Here is a 21,943-nt window from a genome sequence, read left to right as displayed (position 1 = left end):
TTTAAATATTTTTAAAAAAATTATTTTTACTATAATATCAATAGTTTATATACTATATCTTTTAATATCTCATTTAATCTCTTTTGAAAATGGGTTATCTTTCATAATGCCCAACATTTTATGTATATATGACAGTGTATAAAAAATTTTCGTCATAATGATAGTAAAAAGCACCTTTCAATATCATTTCACAAATATCATCTTTTCTATGATAAAAAAGTGTGCAGTTATTCACTACACACTTAATTTATTTATATTTAAAAAGCTAAAATCAAACTAATTTTTTTATCGCTGTTTTTCTATCCATATTTAAGTATAATACTGGCGGTATATCAATCATAGTATAGCAGCCTGCACTTAATCTAGTTGCAGCTCTAGCACATGAAACCATAATTTGAGAAGTAAGAGCTGGGTTATTAATATCCATTTTAAATATCATTCTTTGGTTATCTGTTAAGCCTGATGCACCCTGCCTTTCCATTAAAACACCATGAGAAGAATCACATACCATTGCAAGCTCATCTGAATCTGCAACAGCTTTAACATCAAGTGGGTCATGGGCAAAATAGTCATCTGCTGCAAGGCGTTTTTTAGCAGTTTCTAGAGAAACACCATCTTCTAAAACAACATATACAAGCCTTGAATGCCTGCCGCCACCCATAGGAATAGTGATAGAGACAGCATCTTTAATGCCATCTACTGCTCTTGCTGCTGCTGAATGCCCCATACTTCTGCCCCTGCCAAAGTTAGTAAATGTAACACCAACTGGCATCATAGCTTCAAGCATAGCTCTTATAACAGAATCACTGCCCGGATCCCATCCTGCTGCTGTAACAGATACAGCATTATTCTCTTTTGCAACTTTTTCTAATTTTTCCACAATTTCTGGAATTTCTGTATGTATATCAAAACTATCAACAGTATGTATACCATATTTTAAATATAGAGAATCATCATCAAAAGCATGGCGAGATGGAGTAGCTATTAAACATACATCTGGTTTACCTTTAGCTTTTATTAAATCTTCAATAGAAGAAAATTCATCAACTTCTCTTAAATCTACTTTATTTTTACCAATAGATGACGGTCTGCGAACAACACCAACACATTCCATATCTGATGCAGCTTCTATTGCTTCAATAGAATATTTGCCAATATTACCAAGACCATGAACACATACTTTAATTTTACTCATTATTTTCACCTTTTATTATTTTTTTAGTTATCATATATAAATAAAACATATTTTCTTAATGTTTTCACTTTTTTTATATCATAATATAAGGCTAAAAGCAAGTTTTATTCATATTCTTTGAGCAGGCTTACCCAGTTATTAGTATGTTTTTACTTGATAATAATTAATTAATCGGTTAATTAATTAATATAAGTTGAGAGATATAATGAAAAAACATACATCTGGCAGACCAGCAGGAAATAATAAAAACATAAAACATGATTTGCTGATTTCAGCCATTAAACTTTTTGCAGATAATGATTTTAATGCTGTGTCATTAAAAGATATTGCCAAATACTGTAATACAACAAGTGCAATGGTGCATTATTATTTTGGTTCAAAAGAAAACCTTATAAAAAATATTGCTGAAGATTTCCTTATCCCTGTTTTTTTGGAAATATTTCAACCTGCTATTGATAAAGAAAACCCACTTGATATGGTAAAAACTATTATAGATAATATTATATCACTTGCAGAAAAACATCCTTATATAGCAAAGACATGGAGCAAAAATATTCTTAATCATGACAGCATGCTTTCAAAATATATGCTGCCTTATATTCCTTTTGATAAGATAAATATTTTTTCTAATAAACTTAAGCAGGGACAAAAAGATGGGCTTATAAATAAAAATCTGCATCCAAATCTTGTGTACCCCTATATTGTAAGTAATGTTTTTATATGTATGCATGCTTTTGATTTCCTGCTTGATGATAAAAATAACGATAACCAAATAAAACACATTAAATCATTTATTTTAAAGGGTATTGAAAATGAATAAACTGTTACTTGCTTTTATCTTTATACTACTTAATGCAGGCACTGTTTGTGCTCAAATATCACTGGAAGAATGTTATGTTTTAGCAAAAAATAATTATCCACAGATAAAAAAGGCAGATTTAATCACAAAAACAAAAGATTACAGCATAACTAATGCCAATATGGGCTATATTCCAAAAGTGCTTTTTTCAGCCCGTGCAAGCTATCAATCAGATGTTACAAAAATGCCTTTTGATAATTTACCAATATTATCTAATATTAATATACCTGTTCTGCCAAAAGACCAGTATAAAATTTCCCTAGATATTGTGCAGCCAATATGGGACGGCGGCAAAATAGAAGCAGAAAAGGAAAATATAAAAGCTCAGTCAAAAAGCGAAGAAAGTTCACTTGAAGTGCAGCTTTATAACCTTAAATACAGAGTAAACCAGCTTTTTTTCAGTATACTTTTGCTGGATGAACAGTTAAAGCAGAATGATTTATATAATCAGGATTTAGAGCGGACATATAATATGATAAAACAAAGTGTAAAAAATGGTGTTGCAAATTCGTCTGATTTAGATGCTGTTGCATTAGAGCAGGTAAAAACGAAACAGAATAAAGCAAAAATAGAAGCAGTAAAAGAAAGCTACATTAATGCTCTTGAAATGTTAACAGGCACAAATATAAATAACGGGCTTATTAAGCCAGAATATACCGAAATTAATGACTACACAGTAAAAAGACCAGAACTTACTTATTTCAGTGATAAAATTAATCTTCTTGAAACCAGCAAAAAAAATATTAATGTATCATATATGCCAACATTTGATTTATTTTTCTCAGCAGGATATGGCAGGCCCGGGCTTGATATGTTAGATGATAATTTTCAGCCATATTATATTGCAGGGATTAAAATGGACTGGACTATTGCAGGATTTTATACAGGCGAAAGAAATAAAAAGATTATAGAATTAAATAAAAAAACATTAGAGCTTGAAAAGCAGACATTTTTATTTAACACAAATATAGATATTCAAAACCAGCAGGCTAAAATTAAGCAGATTAAAGACACAATGTCTTACGATGATGAGATAGTAAAGCTTAGAACAAATATAAAAACATCATCTGAAATAAAAATGAAACGAGGCACAATAACTGTTAATGATTATATGCGGGAAGTAACTGCTGAAAATCTTGCAAAGCAAGGCAAAATACTCCATGAAATAGAGCTTTTGCAGGCAGTATATGAAATGAAAAATATAATTAATCAATAAAAAAGGAGAGATTATGCGTCAAATTGCTTTATTAATATTTTTAGTATTTATTACAGGCTGCAGCAAAGAAAATAATACAAGCCATGCTTCAGGTGTATTTGAAACAGAAGATGTAATTGTTTCTGCACTTGCAGCTGGTGAAATTATAAAGTTTGATGTGGAAGAAGGCTCTATATTAAAAAAAGGTATAGTAGTAGGAAAGATTGATGATAAACAACTGCAGCTTAAAAAATTACATTTACAAAATGCAGTTTATTCTGCTGAAACAAAACTTATAAATATTGAAACACAGATTGCACCTGTTGCAGAAGAAGTGCTAAAATATAAAAAAGAAGCTGCCCGCTTTACTAACCTTGTAAAATCAAATGCGGCTAATCAAAAACAACTTGATGATATAAATTCTGCATATACTGCCACACAAAAAAAATATTCCGCATCCCTTGATACTATGCAGAAAAACAATAAAGCTATAGAAAATGAAATAAATGGCTTAAAAATACAGATAGCACAAATTGAAGATAATATCCAGAAATCATATATTAAAGCTCCGATAGATGGTGTTGTGCTTACAAAATATGCTAATGCTTTTGAATTTGCACAGACTGGCAAGCCGCTTTTTAAAATGGCAGATGTTTCAAGCCTTATTTTAAGAGCTTATGTTACTGCTGATATTTTAACTCAGGTTAAACTTGGCGACAAAGCAGAAATTATGGCAGATTTTGGCAAAGAAAGTATGCAAAAATATACTGGAAATATTATATGGATTTCAGATAAAGCAGAATTTACTCCAAAAACTATTCCTACAAGAGATGAACGCTCAAACCTTGTATATGCCGTTAAAATACAAGTAAAAAATGATGGATATCTTCGTAAAGGAATGTATGGAGAAGTAAGATTTAATAATATTAATGCAGAATAAATATGGTAAAAGTTGAAAATATTTCAAAAGCATTTAAAAAAGTGCAGGCTGTAAATAATGTATCATTTCATGCTGAAAAAGGGGAACTTTTTGGTATAATTGGGCCTGATGGTGCAGGCAAAACCACTCTTTTTCGCATAATGACTACTTTAACTATACCAGATAATGGCACTGTATTTATTAACAATAGAAGTATTTTTAATGATTATATGGAAATAAGGAAAAATATTGGCTATATGCCCGGTAAATTTGCTCTTTATCAGGATTTAACTGTGGAAGAAAATTTAAACTTTTTTGCATCTGTTTTTAATACAACAATAGAAGAAAACTACCATTTAATAAAAGGCATATACAGCCATATTGCTCCATTTAAAGACAGAAAGGCAGGAAAACTTTCAGGGGGTATGAAACAAAAACTTGCTTTAAGCTGTGCATTAATTCATAAACCAGAAGTGCTTTTTTTAGATGAGCCTACAACTGGTGTGGACCCTGTATCTAGAAAAGAATTCTGGGATATGCTTTATGAGCTTAAAAATATGGGAATAACAATTATAGTTTCTACTCCATATATGGACGAAGCTTCAAGATGTGACAGAATTGCATTAATTAAAAATGGAGCATTTATAGATGTAGACACTCCAAAAAATATTATAAATAATTTTGATAAAACTTTAATATCTCTAAAAGCTGATAATATGCGGCTTTTATTAAAAGATGTTAGAAAATGCAGGCAGATACAAAGTGCATTTGCTTTTGGAGCTGAAATTCATGCAATAGTAGATAACAGTAAAAGTATAGAGCATGTAAATATTCACTTGCAAAACCTTAATCATAAAAATATAGAAATATATAAGATTGCACCAAACATTGAGGACTGTTATATATGGAGCAGGTAATAAAAACTAATAATCTTACAAAAAAATTTGGCTCTTTTACAGCAGTTGATAATATAAGCTTTTATGTGAATAAAGGCGAAATATTCGGCTTTCTTGGTGCAAACGGGGCAGGAAAAACAACAGCTATGCGTATGCTTTGCGGTCTGTCAAAGCCTACATCAGGCACTGGAAGTGTGGCAGGTTGTGATATATCAAAGGAATATGAAAAAATTAAAAAAAATATAGGATATATGAGCCAAAAATTTTCTCTTTATGAAGATTTAACGGTAGCTGAAAATATAAAACTTTTTGCAGGGATTTATGGTATGCCTTTAAGAAAAATAAAAGAAAAATCTGCAATTATTCTTGAAAGGCTTGAATTAGCTGACAAAAAAGATACACTTGTAAAATATATTCCCATAGGCTGGAAGCAAAAACTTGCCTTTTCTGTGGCTGTTTTTCATGAGCCAAAAATAGTGTTTCTTGATGAGCCGACAGGCGGTGTTGACCCAGAAGCAAGAAGGCAGTTTTGGGAAATGATATATGAAGCAGCAGATAATGGTATTACTATATTTGTAACTACTCACTATATGGACGAAGCTGAATACTGCGACAGAATATCTATTATGGTTCATGGCAAAATTGCAGCCCTTGCAGCCCCAAAAGATATGAAAAAAGAATATAATGCAGTAACCATGGATGAAGTATTCAGAAAATTAGTTGCTGGCACTTTTAATCAGGAATAGATATGAAACAGCTTTTATCATTTATAAAAAAAGAAGTGCTGCATATATTAAGAGATAAAAGGACAATATTAATACTTCTTATTATGCCTGTTGTGCAGATAATGCTTTTTGGATTTGCTATGACTATGGAAGTAAAAAATATTAAAGTTGCAGTATCTTACCAGTATGGTGATGATTGGGCAGAAAAAATAATTGCAAGAATTAGTGCCAGCGAATATTTTAATATTGTAAAAACAATAAATAATCCATTAGATATTTCTTCTTTTTTTAAAAAGGAAAAAATTGATACTATTATTGTATTTAGTGACGGTTTTTCAAACGAAATACATAAAGGCGGTATTGCTGCTGTGCAGATTATTAATGATGCATCAGACCCAAATCAAGCAAGCACTATTACAAGTTATATTTCCGCTATTATATCATCATTTCAAAACGAACTTGCAATAACAAACAGCCCTATACGCATTAATACTGAATTAAAAATGCTTTATAATCCAGAGCTTAAAGGCTCATATAACTTTGTGCCCGGTGTTATGGCTCTTGTGCTTACATTAATATGTGCTATGATGACATCTATTTCAATAGTAAGAGAAAAAGAATTTGGCACAATGGAGCTTTTGCTTGTTTCCCCTATGAAACCTGCATATATAATAATCTCTAAAATTGTGCCATATTTTATTATTTCAACTATAAATCTGCTGACAATTATTGTATTAGCAGCCATGCTGCTTGATATGCCTGTCAGGGGCAGTTTTATACTGCTTATGGGGGTGTCATTTTTATTTATATTTGTTTCCCTTACTGTTGGAATATTTATATCTTCCCTTGTATCAAATCAGGCAGCTGCAATGCTTATTGCTGGCATGGGTATGATGATGCCTGTTATGCTGCTTTCAGGTATGCTTTTTCCACTGGATAGTATGCCAAAATTTCTACAAGTAATTTCTGATTTTGTGCCTGCATCATGGTATTTTACTGCTGTTAAAAAAGTCATGATAGAAGGACAGGGACTTATGAATATTATAAAAGAAATTACTATATTAACTATTATGCTTGCTGTTTTAATTATAGCAAGTATTAAAAAATTTAAAGTGCATTTAGGGTAATATTATGCTGAAATATTTGCTTGAAAAAGAATTTAAACAGTTTATACGAAACCCAGTCATGCCAAGAATGGTTTTGATTATGCCGCTTGTTATGATGATAGTTTTCCCGCTTGCAACAAACAGACAGGTGCAGGATATTACGATTTCTATTGTAGATAACGATAAAAGCCAGTATTCTATGGAACTTGTAAATAAGATTACATCATCAGGCTATTTTATACTTGCGGATTACAGCAGCAATTACAGCACTGCTTTAAAAAGTGTAGAAAAAGGCGATGCCTATATTATACTTGAAATAGAAAAAGATTTTGAAAAAAATATTGTAAAAGAAGGCTCTGCAAATGTGATTATTTCAGCTAATGCTGTTGATATGTTTAAAGGCAGTATGGGTGCAAGCTATCTTTCAAATATAATATATGGCTATACCTTAGAGCTGCAGGAAAAACTTGCTCTTATTAACTCTGCCCATGCTATAAATATTATCCCGCTTAATGAATTTAATCAGACATTAAACTATAAAAACTTTATGATACCAGCCATTATGGTTATGCTTGTAACAATGATTACATGCTTTCTGCCTACCTTAAATATTGTAAGCGAAAAGGAAAAAGGCACTATGGAGCAAATCAATGTAACACCTGTAAATAAATTTATATTTATACTTTCTAAACTAATACCTTATCTTATAATGGGTATAGTTGTTTTTACTATATGTATTATTATTGCAAAATTTTTATATAATCTTGATACAAAAGGCGGTATTATTTCTCTATATATTTTTACATTTGTCTATGTATTTGTTTCTTCAGGGCTTGGGCTTATAATATCAAACTATTCTTATTCTATGCAGCAGGCAATGTTTGTAATGTTTTTCTTTGTAATGATATTATTCTTTATGAGTAATCTTTTTACACCTGCTGCCTATATGCCAGAATGGGCACAGTGGATTGCAGCATTTAATCCCCTTAAATATTATGGTCATGCAGTCAGAAGTATATACTTAAAAGGTGCAGTTTTTTCTGATATGTATAGAGAACTTATAATTTTAGGAATATTTGCAGTAGTGTTAAATACACTTGCTGTTATAAGTTATAAGAAAAATGAGTAAAAGTCTGATATTTATACTATGCTTAAATGATTACTTTATATATGGTTAATATAATACAGGATTAGAGTTTCCCTGTTTTTATAATCTTCTACAATTCTTTTGTTTATAAAATAATATGATATTTTTCCATTTACTTTGAACAGCATACTAAAATGATAATTTTTTAGATTAAGATTAAAAGATAGTAGATGTAATAAAAATCCCACCTTTTTTATATATTTGTATGTAATATATTGCATACATAATATATTTATTATTTTTGGCACAGTGCTTGCTATAAAGTCGTTATAACCAAAGCGGAGGCTTTTTATGATAATAAATAACAGCATGTATCTTAATTATTTAAATACTCTACAAAATCCTAGTAATGATGTAGATGCTGCAGATAATAACAACGACAGCCCATCAGCTGCAAATTCTTCTAGTAATATTCCTGCAACACTGCCAGCTGATATGGATAATATTGATATTACAGGCTCGCAAGAAATAGAAGAAGTTGAAGCAGAAGTTATAGAAAAACCTAAATTTGACTGGAAATATAATACAACAAAAGATGGCTATCTCCCTGATTTTAAATTAGGCGACTGGGAAAATACTTCCAATATACTTTTTGGCGGAAACACAATGAATATAGAAGAATGCTCTTATGCTGTATATCTGCCTGAAAAATTACAGGAAAAAATGGAAGCAGACCCAGAGTTTGCAAAAGAAATTAATGCAAAATTAGAAGATTTTTTTAACTCCGCAAAAAAAGAAAGCGGCACATTAGATGATGGCACAGAATATAGTGTTATCTCTCAACAAATGGCTGTTTCAATGGATGAAAATGGAAATATTATACATTCTTATGTCCGAACAGAAAGTTACAGTGTAACAAACACTCTGCCAGAAGCTGCAAATGATGAAAATGCACTGGATACACCTGATAACAGTAAAGGCAGTTCAAACAGCAGCTCTTTGACAATTAAATATGGCTTTGCAATGTATCAATCCAGCATTCAAATAGGCAATAATGGCAGTAAAGAATTAACTGATGAGGAAAGGAATTCTAATGCAATGCTTGCAATAGGTGTGCAGGCTGTTATTACTATTGAAACATCACAGATAAGCGGCAGTGAGCCTGTTACAGAGATTAGAAAAGCAAATGGAGATATTGTTGAGCTTGAAACAGGAAAGCTTATTCAAAAACATGCAGGCTACAGCGATGGTATTCAAAAATATGATGCAAAAGTATAAAATTAATTATTGGCACTTTATATAAATTAATTATGGAGAACAAGCCGTCTGGTAGCATTTAGACGGCTTTTATTTTGACTATGCAATATATCACATATAATTTTCTTATAAATCATAATAAGTTTTACTTTATAATAAAACTTATTATAATACTTCTTCTAAAAGTTTATTCTTCATTTTTTTTACATTCCAATTATCCCTTAATTTACAAGCATACCTGTAACTTATAAAATATCCTGTAATAGAGAAAAACATCATAAAAGCAAAACTACCCAGTATTATCGGTTTGCCCCAGAATATAAAGGTCTGTTTTATGCCTTCCATTAATCCATTTTCAAAAAAACTTATAAATTCATTATATCCACCTGTTTCCTGCCCCATAATAAAAGAGCCAGTTATATAATACAAATAAAAAAGCGGCAGATTTGTAAAAGAGTTGCTTACCCATGTCCAGGCAAGACCTATCGGCAGACTGAAATAAAACTTAAAGAATCTAGCAATAAACCATATAAGCAGCACTATATTCATCTGCCATACAATAGGTGTAAACCCGCAGAAAAGCCCAACAGCTGTGCCCCATGCAATATATTTAGGATTATGTCGCTCTTTTTTTATGGGAATAATTAATTTTAAATAGCAGTATCTGTATAGATTATTAAAATAATTTTTTATTTTTTTACACATAATTTTCTCATACTATGCAAATATATCATATAAAATGTTCAATATATTATCCATAATTTTGTAAAAAATCAATTATTACTTGTGTATATTGTTTCTAGGTATAATATCAGGTATGTTATTGCAGGCAATGCAAATAATCTAAACTATGTATTACTCAATAATTACAAATGCCCAAAAAATGCAGTTTATGAAGTTTAGATGCTACTATACTATTTTTAAATATTCAGCATATCTTCAATACTGCCTTGTTTTGCTATTACTTCATCTACCTTTTTTAAACTTTTGGTATCTTTTTGATTTCTTTTAGTAATTTTATCTTTTATCCTGTCTATACTGCCTATTAAAACAGGGGAATATTTATCATGCCGTCTATAATTTTCAAATGCACTTTCTTTATCAATATTTGCATAGCAGTATAAACACTTATGCAGGCAGGTATTATATTCGCCAATGTCAATACATTTCACACAACCGCAGGCTGTTCGCTGCCCATCTTTTGACACATCTAATACAGAATTAGTTATTTTTCCTATAAGCTCATCATCAATACATTTGCCATGATTAATATTGTATTTTTTCAAGTTTATTTCTTCTGCACAGCTTTCTAATATCAAATTATATCTGCCCGCAATATCTGAAAAATTTTCAGCTATAATATTCATCTCATCTTCTGTTATTTCTTTGATATTCTGACATTTAATATTTTTTGATATTTTTTTATAATCATCTAGGAAGCTTATAACAACTTTTTCAGTATAGCTTGATAATATACTGCATAACCTTTCAAAAGATTTAATGTGAAAATCTATTGTATATTTATCATTTAATATAACTGGGTCATATCGCAGAATAACTTTTTCTTTACCTGTTTTTTCAGATAAATTTTTAAATGTTTCTACTATTTTTTCTTTCTTTTCTATATTTTCTTCTATTTCTTTACCATAAGGCGTAATAGTGAACTGAAAATAATATTTATAACCCATATTATCTATTTCAGATAAATACTGATGAAGCGGTTTTGAATTTTTTGTCCAAAAAACTATTGCATCTACATTATCAGGTGTTAAAGGAACTTCTGACACTTGATAAATATTGAAAGGGTTACGAACATATACAAACCCAGCTTTCAATCTATTCATAAACCATTCAGCATAAAATGCTGGTATATCTGTTCTTCTAGAAACACTTAAAATCATAATTACACCTTATATATTAATCATCTGTTGTCCAATTCCAACTGCATAATAGGTGGGGACATTTTTCATCATTATTCATATTCCTACATTCACTTATGCTGCATTTCGCATCAATACACTGCACTAATGGTCTTAATTGAGACAGTAAATCACCCTTTTTTAAGAATAATCTAAAATCAAAGAAAATTTTTGTATTAGTTATTCGCATATAAGCACTAAAATATTTTAACGGCAACTGAAATTTAGTAAAACAAATATCATTTCCACATTTTTTTATATTTTTAGCACAACAATATGGAAATAACAAAACCAATCTATCATCATCGCTATTGTTTCTAATATAATTTCTAATATTATTATTCAATGTCACAGGTATAAATGTTTTTCCACTTCCGTAAGTTTCTATAGGGCAAACAACATCATTAAGACATAAAATACCGTTTGGTATCAATATCGGTTGCATAGTTTTTAACACTTTATAATATATATTTTCATCATATTTAAGCATCTCACTTAAAAATTTAAATGAAAGACCTATATCTATATTACTAAACTGCATTATATAGTTACACAATAAATCACTGCTTTCAAAAATTTCTAATCTATAATCAATTGTTATATTATGCCTGCTTTTAGGTTTCCAAAAATTTTTAAATATATTTTCTTGTAAATTAATGGCAATACTATTACCATCAACTGATATTACTTCTATAGTTATAGGTTTTGTTATTATTTCTTCCAATACATGCAGTAACCCAAATAAATCTCCCCCTGTTCCCGAACCAAGACATAGTATTCTAATTTTGTCATTATTCAAATATCCATGTTTCATCAATGTATTTATATTATGCCTAAAAATATGATAAGATTCAATATATGATCGTATAAAGTATGTTCCTAAATATCCTTGATTTTCTTTTTCATCATTATGCAGATTACTCACTGCATCCCATGTTCTTTTATGCCAATATGCTCCCAAATTTTTAACTATATAATCATATAGTGGACGGTTTAAATTTATCATAAAATCACCTGATTATTTAATTGTTTTTTACTGTGATTGTATCAGCTTCCATATATCTGTTTTTATAGGGATTATTTAAAATTTGTTCTTTAACATAATTAAACAATATTTCATAATTATTGATATATGGATATGAACTATTATTAATAGTTATAGTATAAATTGCATCCCCATAATCAACATAATCACTACTTCTAAACATTACATTTAAATATGTATTACCATAATAACCAGAACCAAATGCATCTTTATAATATTCCCCTTCCAAATGTGAACTGTTAATATCAGCAATCATTGTCTTATCACTCTCGCTATCTGGTCTTCCAAGTATATCAGCAAATACTGCTTCTAATGCATCGTCGGCACTATAAGGCTCAAATCTCCATGCACTTGTATTATCTGTTTTATCAATATTAGATACTGAAGTAACAGTAATATTGTAAGTTATGTTCTCTGGTATGTCTGTTCCAGTATCTGTGTTATCATCTTTTTCATAAATAATATTTGGTTCCCCTTTATCATCAGCACAGCCAGCAAATAATATTGTCATTAAAGACAATACAAAAATAAGTAATAAATTTTTTTTCATTATTAATCTACCAATTAAAAATTTATGCCATTATAACGGGGGGGGGATTTTGTCAAGAGAAATTTTTAAAAAAGTTAAAATAATTTATATATGTGTGTAATTATGTTTAGCATAACCATAGCTATCTTATTGTGAGCAAAGCAAACAATCCATACCACGAATAATTCAATAACAATATAGACTTACCCAAAAAACTTAGACTAATCCATATAATGAATACAGCAAGAGAATTTAAAGCAAATTAGGTCATACTGAGCTTGATTTATAGCGAAGTATCTAAAAGAGAATATAATTTAAATATATTATAATATAACATAGATAATTTAGATTTTTCGCCTGTAAAATCAGGCTCAAAATGACAGTAATCTAAATTTTTTGAATAAGTCCAACAAACTTGCAAAACAAATTATACCTTTATTTAATACTAAAAAATTATGATTATTTAATTTAGATATAAAATAAAGCAAACTATTTACTTTTACAAATTTTCTTTTATATTAATAATATGAAATATAGATTTAATTTAAAAAATACAGCTGTTACTTTGATTGCAGTATTTACAATATTTTTTTTGGCAGAGTATATATTCCGTAGAGATTATAATATACTTTTTTTTGCAGTATGCTTTTTCTCATGTTTAGTGCTTATATGCTTATTTATATATTTACTGCTTTTATTTGATAACAGATACAGGCTCACTTATGCTAATGCAGATGAATTAAGTGATGAAACAAAAGAAAAAATAATAAAAGAAAACATAAAAGAGACAAAAGAAACTCAGAAAAATAACCATTTAAAAGAAATATTATATAATATTATTTTTAAACAAATATATATTTTAGGTCTGTTTGAGCTGCTGCTTATTATTCATTTTATCATAACAGATATTGATAACATAAACAAACTGCTTATTAATACTTTCCCTGCATTATTTGCCTTAATTATAACAGTAAGTGATATTATAAAAAGACTTAAAAAATAATGTCTGATATTTTTATCTATCTATACCGTGATTATGACTGTTTTCAAATAAATCATCATGCACACCAAATAAGTTAATATGACTATGGTCATGATTTGGGTTATTAAAGTTATGTATAAATTGAGATGCCATATAGATACAAAGGGCGGCAATAATTACATTAATTATTTTCCAAGTTTTTGGATGGCTTAATGGTTTTGCAAGAGCAGCACCCACTGTTCCTAAAAAAGAATACCATACAAATGCTGCACATATAACACCTAAACCAAATATCCAATGATGTGGATAAAAGTTAGCTGCCAAAGAGCCCATTATGGTAGTATCAATAATAACATGCGGGTTAAACAGTGCAAATGCAAGCCCTGAAAGCAGCACTTCTTTTTTAGAAACAAGACCTTTTTCTTCATTATCTATAACTATGTAATCATTTTTCCTGACTGCTGCATATAATGACCTGCCTGCATAGAAAAATAGAAAAACAATACCTGCACCAGTTATGATTTCATATAAATGTGGTATAGAGCGGACAACGGCTCCCATACCAGCAATGCCTGTTACTACAAGCAGTGTTTCACTGAAAAAACATGTAAGAACAGCAACTATAACATACTCTCTGCGGATACCCTGCTTTAATATAAAAGCACTTTGCAGCCCAACAGTCATAACTAAGCCAAGCTCTAGTAAAAATCCCTGAATAAAATCGGTTAATACCATATTTACCTATCTTGCAAGCAGCAGTTTTTCATCTGTTAATTCATCTTTTCTAATAGCTTTAAATTTTTCCATAATAGCTTCAACAGTTAAGTTTTCTTTTTCTTTACCTGATATATCCATAATTATTTCGCCATTATCCATCATTAAAAGCCTGTTGCCATACTTTATAGCATGCTGCATATTATGAGTAATCATCATCATTGTAAGCCCGTATTCTTCTCTTAACTGTAAAGTAAGCTCCATTACCCTGTTAGAGTTATCTGGGTCAAGAGCTGCAGTATGTTCATCTAAAAGCACAAGTTCAGGGTGGCTCATAGCTGTCATAAGCAGAGTAAGTGCCTGTCTTTGACCACCGGAAAAAAGTCCTACATTATCTCCAAGTCTTTTTTCAAGCCCCATATTTAGACGAGCAGCATGGTCTGCAAACTCTTTTCTTACTTTTTTATTAAGGCTTATCACTGGCAGTTTAAAGCCTTTTTTACGGCATAATATCATATTATCTTCTAATGCCATATCACCGCTTGTTCCAAGCAGTGGGTTTTGGAATATTCTGCCAATAAACACAGCTTTTAAGTATTCAGGCATTTTTGTAATATTTTTCATTTTATATATAATATTACCTGATGATGCTTTATATGTGCCAGCTATAACATTAAATAGTGTTGATTTACCTGCTCCATTTGAGCCAATTATTGTAATAAAATCGCCTTTATTCACTGTTAAAGATAGATTTTTTAATACATGTTTTTCATCTGGTGTACCTTCAAAAAAACTTTTTGATACATTCTGCAAAACTAAAACATTATCACCTTTATAATCATCTTCAAGAGTATTTGCTCCAGCTACTGATTTACTGCGTTTATTTATACCAAAAGATACTTTTTTAAATGCCATATTAATCTTGCTTTCTGCACCAAATTTACTCATTAAGAATACTTTAATATGTATAAATACTAAAAACAGCACTGTAAGAGCAAAAATCAGCATCCATACTGAATTATCACTATTTTTACAGTATTTAAAAAACAATACCATAGGGTATATAAAAAGCATTAAATATAATGACAAAAACCAAAATGGATATGTTTTATTAATAAAGCCGTCTACAAAAGATATGCTGGCAACAACAGGGCTTGATTTTTCAACTGCCATTTTTTTACTGCCGCCTTTCTTTTTCTGCAGTTTACTTGCAACAATAATTAATATTATTAATATACCAGAAATAAGTTTTAAATCATTAGGTCCAAGACCTATGTCATAGCCATATTTTAAGCCGAAATAAATAATTGCTTTATATATAATAGAGCCAATTATTACTCCAAAAGTTATAAGCCATATTTTATTAGAGCGGATTAAAAACTCCCCAATCATAACAGCAGCAAGACCAACAACTATTATACCCTGACCGCTCTGCACTGATGCACTGCCTGTAAACTGAGCATACATTGCACCGCTTAATGCTACAAGACCGTTAGACATACCAACACCTAATACTTTTAATACATTAGGATTCATGCCCTGAGATAATATCATCTGCTCATTAGAGCCTAAAGCACCAAGAGATATACCTAAATCTGTTCTGAAAAATATGTCTATAAGAATTTTTATATAAATAAGTAAAAGCAGGAAAAATATAAGTATGCTTATACTTGAGCTTATTTCTAAACCAAAACTGCCAAAAAAGCCAGTAATTGCATTATCTGCATTTGTAACTGCAGTATCATATTTATTATTAGGAAGCGGTACAAAGCTGCTGCCATTAGTTATGCGTGTATTTATAGAATAAAGCATAGTCATGGTAATAATACCAGCTAAAAGGTTTGGAATTTTTAATAAAGTATGCAAAAGAGCAGTAAAAATACCTGCTGTCATACCTGCAATAATTGCAACGACTAAACCTAGATATAAATCAGAACCATTAGTAATAAACATAGCTGCAACACATGCACCTGTTGCAAAAGAACCATCTACCGTCATATCTGGAAAATCAAGAATTCTAAAAGTCATAAAAACTCCTAGAACCATCATTGCATAAATCAAGCCTTCAATAAAAACCGCATTAACCATTATTCTTCCCTTATATAAAAAACTGTTTTGATAGTATTATTTTTTAATCTGTTTATCAAGTATATTTTTTTAATTTATTATTTATCCACCACTGGTATTTCTTCCTTATGTGTATGGTCAATGTTATCTATATAAAATTTAGTATCATTTGATATTTGTGATGAAAGAAGCAGCACAGCAATCAAGTTTGGCACTGCCATAAAAGCATTCAGAATATCTGCAATAGTCCATACCATATCAAGAGCAAGCACTGGTGCAAATATTAATACTGCAATATATAAAAGTTTATAAGGCAGTATAGCTTTTCTGCCAAATAAATATTCTGCACATCGTTCACCGTAATATGACCAGCCTAAAATTGTAGAATAAGCAAAAGTTGTTAATGCAATAATTAATATAAACGAGCCAAAATATGGTATCTGATTAAAAGCCGCAGTAGTCATCTGCCCGCCATTTTGGAAATTTATCATATTCACTTCTGGGTATTTCATAACTGTTGAAACTATAATTATACCAGTTATAAGGCAGAAAACAACAGTATCCCAGAATGTGCCTGTTGCAGAAACAAGAGCCTGCCTGACAGGATTTTTAGTTTGAGCAGCTGAGGCTACAAGCGGAGCAGAGCCAAGACCTGATTCGTTTGAAAAAAGCCCCCTTGCAATACCAAACCTTGCAGCAATTATAATACCCTGACCTATTAAACCGCCTTCCACAGAGCCGGGAGCAAAAGCAAGAGTTATAATTGATTTTAATGCAGGAAAAAGATAGTCATAGTTTAAAAACAGTATATAAATACTTGCTAAAATATAAAAGACTGCCATAAAAGGCACTAAGTTTGCACATACTCTTGCAATAGATTTAATACCACCAATAATAATAAAAGCTGTTAAAATGCCAAAAATTATGCCAATATAAATGCGTGGAACACCTGCAAAAGCAAAGTTAGAGTCAAATACTTCTGCAATAGCATTAATTTGAGTTGCACATCCTATGCCAAATGATGCAATCATAGCAAAAAGAGCAAATGCAACTGCCATTTTTTTCATATTTAAGCCCCTTTCAAGAGCATACATTGCACCGCCTAACATTCTGCCGTCTTTTGACTGAACTCTATATTTTACACTTATTAATGATTCTGCATATTTTGTAGCAATACCAAATACACCAGTTATCCAGCACCAGAAAACTGCACCCGGTCCACCTAAATATACTGCTGTGCCTACACCTATGATATTGCCTGTGCCTATTGTAGAAGCAAGGGCTGTAGTCAATGCCTGAAACTGACTTACATCACCTGCAGAACTGTCATCTTTTGTTATGGAAAGTTTTATGCCTAATGGCACTTTTCTTTGAATAAATCCTGTTTTATATGTAAGATAAATATGCGTGCCTAAAAGCAGTAAAATCATAGGCACTCCCCATACTATATCTCTAAAACTATTTAAATATGATACAAAACTATCCATAAATATAATCCTTAATATATATTAAAGAGATATGTTACCATACTTTTCAATATTTCTCAATGAAAAGTTTAAATACTCCCCTAGTTTGTAAAATCTAAAAACGATTACGAAAAAATTGAATAAATAAAATAAAGAAACTGGAAGCAGCTAATATACACTGCACTAAAATTCATCTAATTATTATAAAAAATGGAGTTTATCTAATATGCGTTTTGTAGCATGAGACCTGTTTAATGTATAAAAGTGCAGCCCTGCCACCTGATTTTTAACTAAATCTTCACACTGATTAACTGCATAATCTATGCCAATAGATGCAATATCTTCCTCGCTTTTGCCTTGCATAGATTTTATTAAATTTTCAGGTATATTGCTTGAACACATTACTTTAAATCTTTCTATCTGAGAAAAATTTACAATAGGCATTATTCCTGCCACAATAGGCACTTTTATTCCTGCTTTTTCTGCTCTTTCTCTAAATCTGTAAAAATATTCATTATCAAAAAATAACTGAGTAATAATAAATGATGCACCCATATCTACTTTATATTTCAGCATCTCTATATCTTTTTCAAAATCTGGTGATTCAGGATGTCTTTCAGGATAGCCTGCCACACCTATACAAAACTTACCCCGTTTTGCAATATAGCTTACCAAATCAGAAGCATACTTAAAATCACCCTGTTTTAAATCGCTTCCTTTTGGTATATCGCCACGAAGTGCAAGCACATTTTCTATACCTGCATTTTCAAGTTTTTCCAGTATATTATCAAGTGTAACTTTATCAAAACCAACACATGTAATATGCATCATTGTTTCATATCTGCATGTATCCTTAATATAATTTATCCAGTCTAAAGTTTTATCTGCAGTGCTGCCCCCTGCTCCAAAAGTAACTGATGAAAAATCTGCATGCTCTTCCTGCAAAGAATCTATAGTATCAAAAAGCACTTTTTCTATAACTAAAGTTTTAGGTGGAAAAAATTCAAAAGAAATAGAAGGGTTTCTTGTATTTAAAATATTTGAAATGCTCATTAATACTATACTCCATAAATTAAATTTTCAGTAAATATTGCACGAAAAATATAAATTTGTAAATAGAAAATCATATAAATTTAAATTGGACTTACATAAAAATTTTATATTGCAGTAATTTTGAACCTGATTTTTAAAGGCAAAAATCTAAATAGTATAAGTTTCAATAACTATAAATACTATATTTTATGATTATTGTATTTGTATATTTTAGATACTAAACTTACCCAAAAATTTTGTACTAAGCCACTAAATAAATTTCTTTTTCCTGTAATAGTGTAAGTCCAGCTTCTTATAATATATTAATCTGATAATGTTTGTTCAATATGGCTAATTCTTTCTGCCTGCCTATAAACATATTTTTACCTGACAATATTATAATATAGTAAATTATGTTTTACAAGATTTTTTCAAATATTTTTACTTTGCAAATACTAACACATCTATTCTTCCTGCACCTGCGGTATACAGCTCATTTACACATTCATTAATTGTAGCACCTGTTGTTAATATATCATCTACAAGAAGAATATTTTTAATATGACTTTTAAACTTTTTGCAGTAAAATGCTTTTTTAACATTTTCTTTTCTGTCTGCTCTTAAAATATGTGACTGAAATTTAGTATACCGCACTCTTTTAAGATTATGTAAAATGGGAATATTTAGTTTGTATGCAGCATATTCTGCTAAAATATCTGCAGGGTGATAAAATCTGACAAAATGCCTTAAAAAATGGCTTGGAACAGTAACTATTCCATCATACTTTGTTATAAAGTTTGGAAGAAAGATTAACTGCTTTAATGTATATTTAAGCCTGATATGATAGTGAAATTTCATTTGAAGTATCATATTTCTCACTACCTTATCATAATGATATAAAGCATAAATATTAGTTATTCTTTTGGAAAGTTTACCTTTGCACCTGTAGCAGGAAGCCCCGGGCCATAATAAAGGAAAGGCACATCTGCCGCAAAAATAATTAAATGGATGCAGCAAAGACATACACTCATCACAAAGTGCTGCATTAATGGCAGCTGCCCCGCTGCATGCAGGGCATTTGCCTGAAAATATTTCATTAAGCATAATTTAAGCTAAAAGGCTTTCTCCAGTCATCTCTTTTGGCTGAGAAATATTTAATACTTTTAATATTGTTGGTGCAATATCAGCCAGTTTGCCATGGATACCGTTTAAGTTTCCTTGATAGTTATATACTGCAAAAACTACAGGGTTTAATGTGTGAGCTGTATGTGGCTGGTTATTTTCATAATCCCACATTTGCTCAGAGTTGCCATGGTCTGCTGTAACAAAAAGAGCTGCATTCATATCTTTTGCTGTCTGCATGACTTTACCTAAACAGTCATCTACTGCTTTACATGCATTTACAGCAGCTTCTTCTACACCAGTATGACCTACCATATCAGGATTTGCAAAATTCATAATAACCACATCTATATCGCCTTTTCTAAAAAGCTCTTCAAATTTTGATTCCACTTCATATACACTCATCTGTGGCTTTAAATCATAAGTTGCAACATCTCGTGGAGATGCTATTAACGCTCTTTCTTCATTTTTAAAAGGCTCTTCTCTGCCGCCGTTAAAGAAATATGTTACATGGGCATATTTTTCAGTTTCAGCAATTCTTAACTGTTTTAAACCGCTGTTACTGATAACTTCACCTAAAATATTCACTAAATCTTCAGGTGGATAAGCAATAGGCAGTCCAAATGATTTTTCATACTCTGTCATAGTAACTACATTAAGGTTTGGTTTTGCACCACGGTCAAATCCGTCAAAATTATCCTGTATCATAATGCTTACAATTTCACGAACTCTGTCTGCTCTGAAATTCATCATAAATACATTATCACCATCTTTTAATGTGCCATCTACCCCAGTAATTTTCACTGGTTTTACAAATTCATCTGTTTCTGTGCCTGTTTTCATAGCTTCAACTGGTGAGGCAGCTTCACTTTCTCCAATGCCGTTTTTAAGCAGGTTCCATGCTTTTTCTACCCTGTCCCAGCGTTTATCTCTATCCATAGCATAAAATCTGCCTGTAATATCAGATATTTGCCCAGCATTGTTTTCTTTTAGGAAGTTATCTAAATCAGTAATATAGCCTAAACCACTGTTAGGTGGAGTATCTCTGCCATCAGTAAAAGCATGGATATATACTTCTTTTATACCATACTCTTTAGCTATTAAGCATATTCCTTTAAAATGCTCTATATGAGAATGAACACCGCCGTCAGATATAAGCCCTAAAAGATGCAGTCTGCCACTGCCATTTTTAGTATCTTCCATTAATTTTTTAATTACAGAGTTGTTTTTTGCTTCCCCTGATTTAATATCATTAGAAATACGAAGCAGGTCTTGATATACAATACGACCTGCACCTATATTTGTGTGCCCTACTTCTGAATTACCCATTTGACCGCTTGGAAGCCCAACTCGTTCTTCAGAAGCATCAATTAATGTCCATTTATTATCCTGCATAAGTGATTTAAAATTAACAGGGTCTGCTGCTGATACTGCATTATGCTCTGTATCTTTTCTATAACCCCATCCGTCAAGAATAAGAAGAATTACTTTTTGTTTATCCATTAACTTCTCCTTGTTTAATATATTTTATAAATTTTAGTTTAGATTATTAAAAAATACAAGATAATTTTAAGACTACATGACCCCATTTTTTATAATAACTTTTATAACCATTTGATGTATAAATATTAAATATTTTTTAATAAATATAATTTTTGGACTTACTAGAAAAAAATTAGATAAAGATATATAATGAGCTTATAATTTATTTAAATAAATACTTTAAATATATCAATATGATACTGCAATATATATGATTTAGATTTTTCGCCTGTAAAAATCAGGCTCAAAATGACTGTAGTCCAAAATTAAAATCCACTATCATATT

General features: G+C 30.5%; 18 protein-coding genes and 1 pseudogene. 8 read left to right on the top strand and 11 right to left on the bottom strand.

Annotated features, from left to right (window positions below; all coding sequences use genetic code 11):
* Positions 1-271: 271 nt before the first annotated feature.
* On the bottom strand, positions 272-1,195 hold the full coding sequence (locus tag N508_RS09240) for a diaminopimelate dehydrogenase (RefSeq protein WP_023276137.1): 924 nt from the start codon (positions 1,193-1,195) through the stop codon (positions 272-274).
* Positions 1,196-1,400: 205 nt separating this feature from the next.
* On the opposite strand from N508_RS09240, the gene N508_RS09235 reads away from it, so the two are divergent.
* From N508_RS09235 to N508_RS09200, 7 genes and pseudogenes are all read left to right on the top strand, one after another.
* Positions 1,401-2,015, top strand: coding sequence for a TetR/AcrR family transcriptional regulator (locus N508_RS09235; RefSeq protein WP_023276136.1), 615 nt, complete (start codon positions 1,401-1,403; stop codon positions 2,013-2,015).
* Positions 2,008-3,270: a TolC family protein gene (locus N508_RS09230; RefSeq protein ID WP_023276135.1), complete on the top strand. Its 1,263-nt coding sequence runs from the start codon at positions 2,008-2,010 to the stop codon at positions 3,268-3,270. Before N508_RS09235 ends, N508_RS09230 begins: the two co-directional genes overlap by 8 nt.
* A gap of 13 nt (positions 3,271-3,283) precedes the next feature.
* Complete coding sequence (locus N508_RS09225) at positions 3,284-4,189, top strand: HlyD family secretion protein (RefSeq protein WP_023276134.1); 906 nt, start codon at positions 3,284-3,286, stop codon at positions 4,187-4,189.
* Between the two features lie 2 nt (positions 4,190-4,191).
* Positions 4,192-5,810, top strand: a pseudogene (locus tag N508_RS11010) (ATP-binding cassette domain-containing protein).
* Between the two features lie 2 nt (positions 5,811-5,812).
* Positions 5,813-6,916 (top strand): ABC transporter permease, encoded by a 1,104-nt coding sequence (locus N508_RS09210; protein ID WP_023276131.1) that lies wholly within the window; start codon positions 5,813-5,815, stop codon positions 6,914-6,916.
* 4 nt (positions 6,917-6,920) lie between these two features.
* Positions 6,921-8,024 carry an ABC transporter permease gene (locus N508_RS09205; protein WP_023276130.1) on the top strand — a complete coding sequence of 368 codons (1,104 nt, stop codon included), beginning with the start codon at positions 6,921-6,923 and terminating at the stop codon, positions 8,022-8,024.
* A 309-nt stretch (positions 8,025-8,333) separates the two neighbouring features.
* Entirely contained in the window at positions 8,334-9,260 is a 927-nt protein-coding gene (locus tag N508_RS09200; RefSeq protein WP_023276129.1) for a hypothetical protein, read from the top strand.
* A gap of 144 nt (positions 9,261-9,404) precedes the next feature.
* On the opposite strand, the gene N508_RS09195 is transcribed toward N508_RS09200, so the two are convergent.
* The 4 genes from N508_RS09195 to N508_RS09180 all read right to left on the bottom strand — a co-directional run bounded on the left by N508_RS09195 (position 9,405) and on the right by N508_RS09180 (position 12,753).
* Positions 9,405-9,944, bottom strand: a complete 540-nt coding sequence (locus N508_RS09195) for a DUF2062 domain-containing protein (protein ID WP_023276128.1) — start codon at positions 9,942-9,944, stop codon at positions 9,405-9,407.
* Positions 9,945-10,159: 215 nt separating this feature from the next.
* Positions 10,160-11,140 carry a DUF1848 domain-containing protein gene (locus N508_RS09190; protein WP_023276127.1) on the bottom strand — a complete coding sequence of 327 codons (981 nt, stop codon included), beginning with the start codon at positions 11,138-11,140 and terminating at the stop codon, positions 10,160-10,162.
* Positions 11,141-11,156: 16 nt separating this feature from the next.
* On the bottom strand, positions 11,157-12,164 hold the full coding sequence (locus N508_RS09185) for a hypothetical protein (protein ID WP_023276126.1): 1,008 nt from the start codon (positions 12,162-12,164) through the stop codon (positions 11,157-11,159).
* A 16-nt stretch (positions 12,165-12,180) separates the two neighbouring features.
* Positions 12,181-12,753, bottom strand: a complete 573-nt coding sequence (locus N508_RS09180; protein ID WP_040636908.1) for a hypothetical protein — start codon at positions 12,751-12,753, stop codon at positions 12,181-12,183.
* Between the two features lie 544 nt (positions 12,754-13,297).
* On the opposite strand from N508_RS09180, the gene N508_RS09175 reads away from it, so the two are divergent.
* On the top strand, positions 13,298-13,735 hold the full coding sequence (locus tag N508_RS09175) for a hypothetical protein (RefSeq protein WP_040636906.1): 438 nt from the start codon (positions 13,298-13,300) through the stop codon (positions 13,733-13,735).
* A 12-nt stretch (positions 13,736-13,747) separates the two neighbouring features.
* Here the strand turns inward: N508_RS09175 and N508_RS09170 are convergent, their stop codons facing one another.
* The 6 genes from N508_RS09170 to gpmI all read right to left on the bottom strand — a co-directional run bounded on the left by N508_RS09170 (position 13,748) and on the right by gpmI (position 21,618).
* Positions 13,748-14,449 (bottom strand): LysE/ArgO family amino acid transporter, encoded by a 702-nt coding sequence (locus N508_RS09170; RefSeq protein WP_023276123.1) that lies wholly within the window; start codon positions 14,447-14,449, stop codon positions 13,748-13,750.
* Positions 14,450-14,455: 6 nt separating this feature from the next.
* Positions 14,456-16,516, bottom strand: a complete 2,061-nt coding sequence (locus N508_RS09165) for an ATP-binding cassette domain-containing protein (protein ID WP_023276122.1) — start codon at positions 16,514-16,516, stop codon at positions 14,456-14,458.
* Between the two features lie 77 nt (positions 16,517-16,593).
* Positions 16,594-17,982, bottom strand: a complete 1,389-nt coding sequence (locus N508_RS09160; protein WP_023276121.1) for an alanine/glycine:cation symporter family protein — start codon at positions 17,980-17,982, stop codon at positions 16,594-16,596.
* Between the two features lie 180 nt (positions 17,983-18,162).
* Positions 18,163-19,014, bottom strand: a complete 852-nt coding sequence (gene metF / locus N508_RS09155) for a methylenetetrahydrofolate reductase [NAD(P)H] (RefSeq protein ID WP_023276120.1) — start codon at positions 19,012-19,014, stop codon at positions 18,163-18,165.
* 420 nt (positions 19,015-19,434) lie between these two features.
* A complete protein-coding gene (locus tag N508_RS09150) occupies positions 19,435-20,097 on the bottom strand; it encodes a ComF family protein (protein ID WP_023276119.1) in 663 nt (220 codons plus the stop codon).
* Positions 20,098-20,100: 3 nt separating this feature from the next.
* Positions 20,101-21,618, bottom strand: coding sequence for a 2,3-bisphosphoglycerate-independent phosphoglycerate mutase (gene gpmI, locus N508_RS09145; RefSeq protein WP_023276118.1), 1,518 nt, complete (start codon positions 21,616-21,618; stop codon positions 20,101-20,103).
* Between the last annotated feature and the right edge of the window lie 325 nt (positions 21,619-21,943).

Source organism: Mucispirillum schaedleri ASF457, from assembly GCF_000487995.2.
Taxonomy (GTDB): domain Bacteria; phylum Chrysiogenota; class Deferribacteres; order Deferribacterales; family Mucispirillaceae; genus Mucispirillum; species Mucispirillum schaedleri.
Note: the sequence above shows the minus strand (reverse complement) of the source record. Positions and strands in the feature narration are given on the sequence as shown.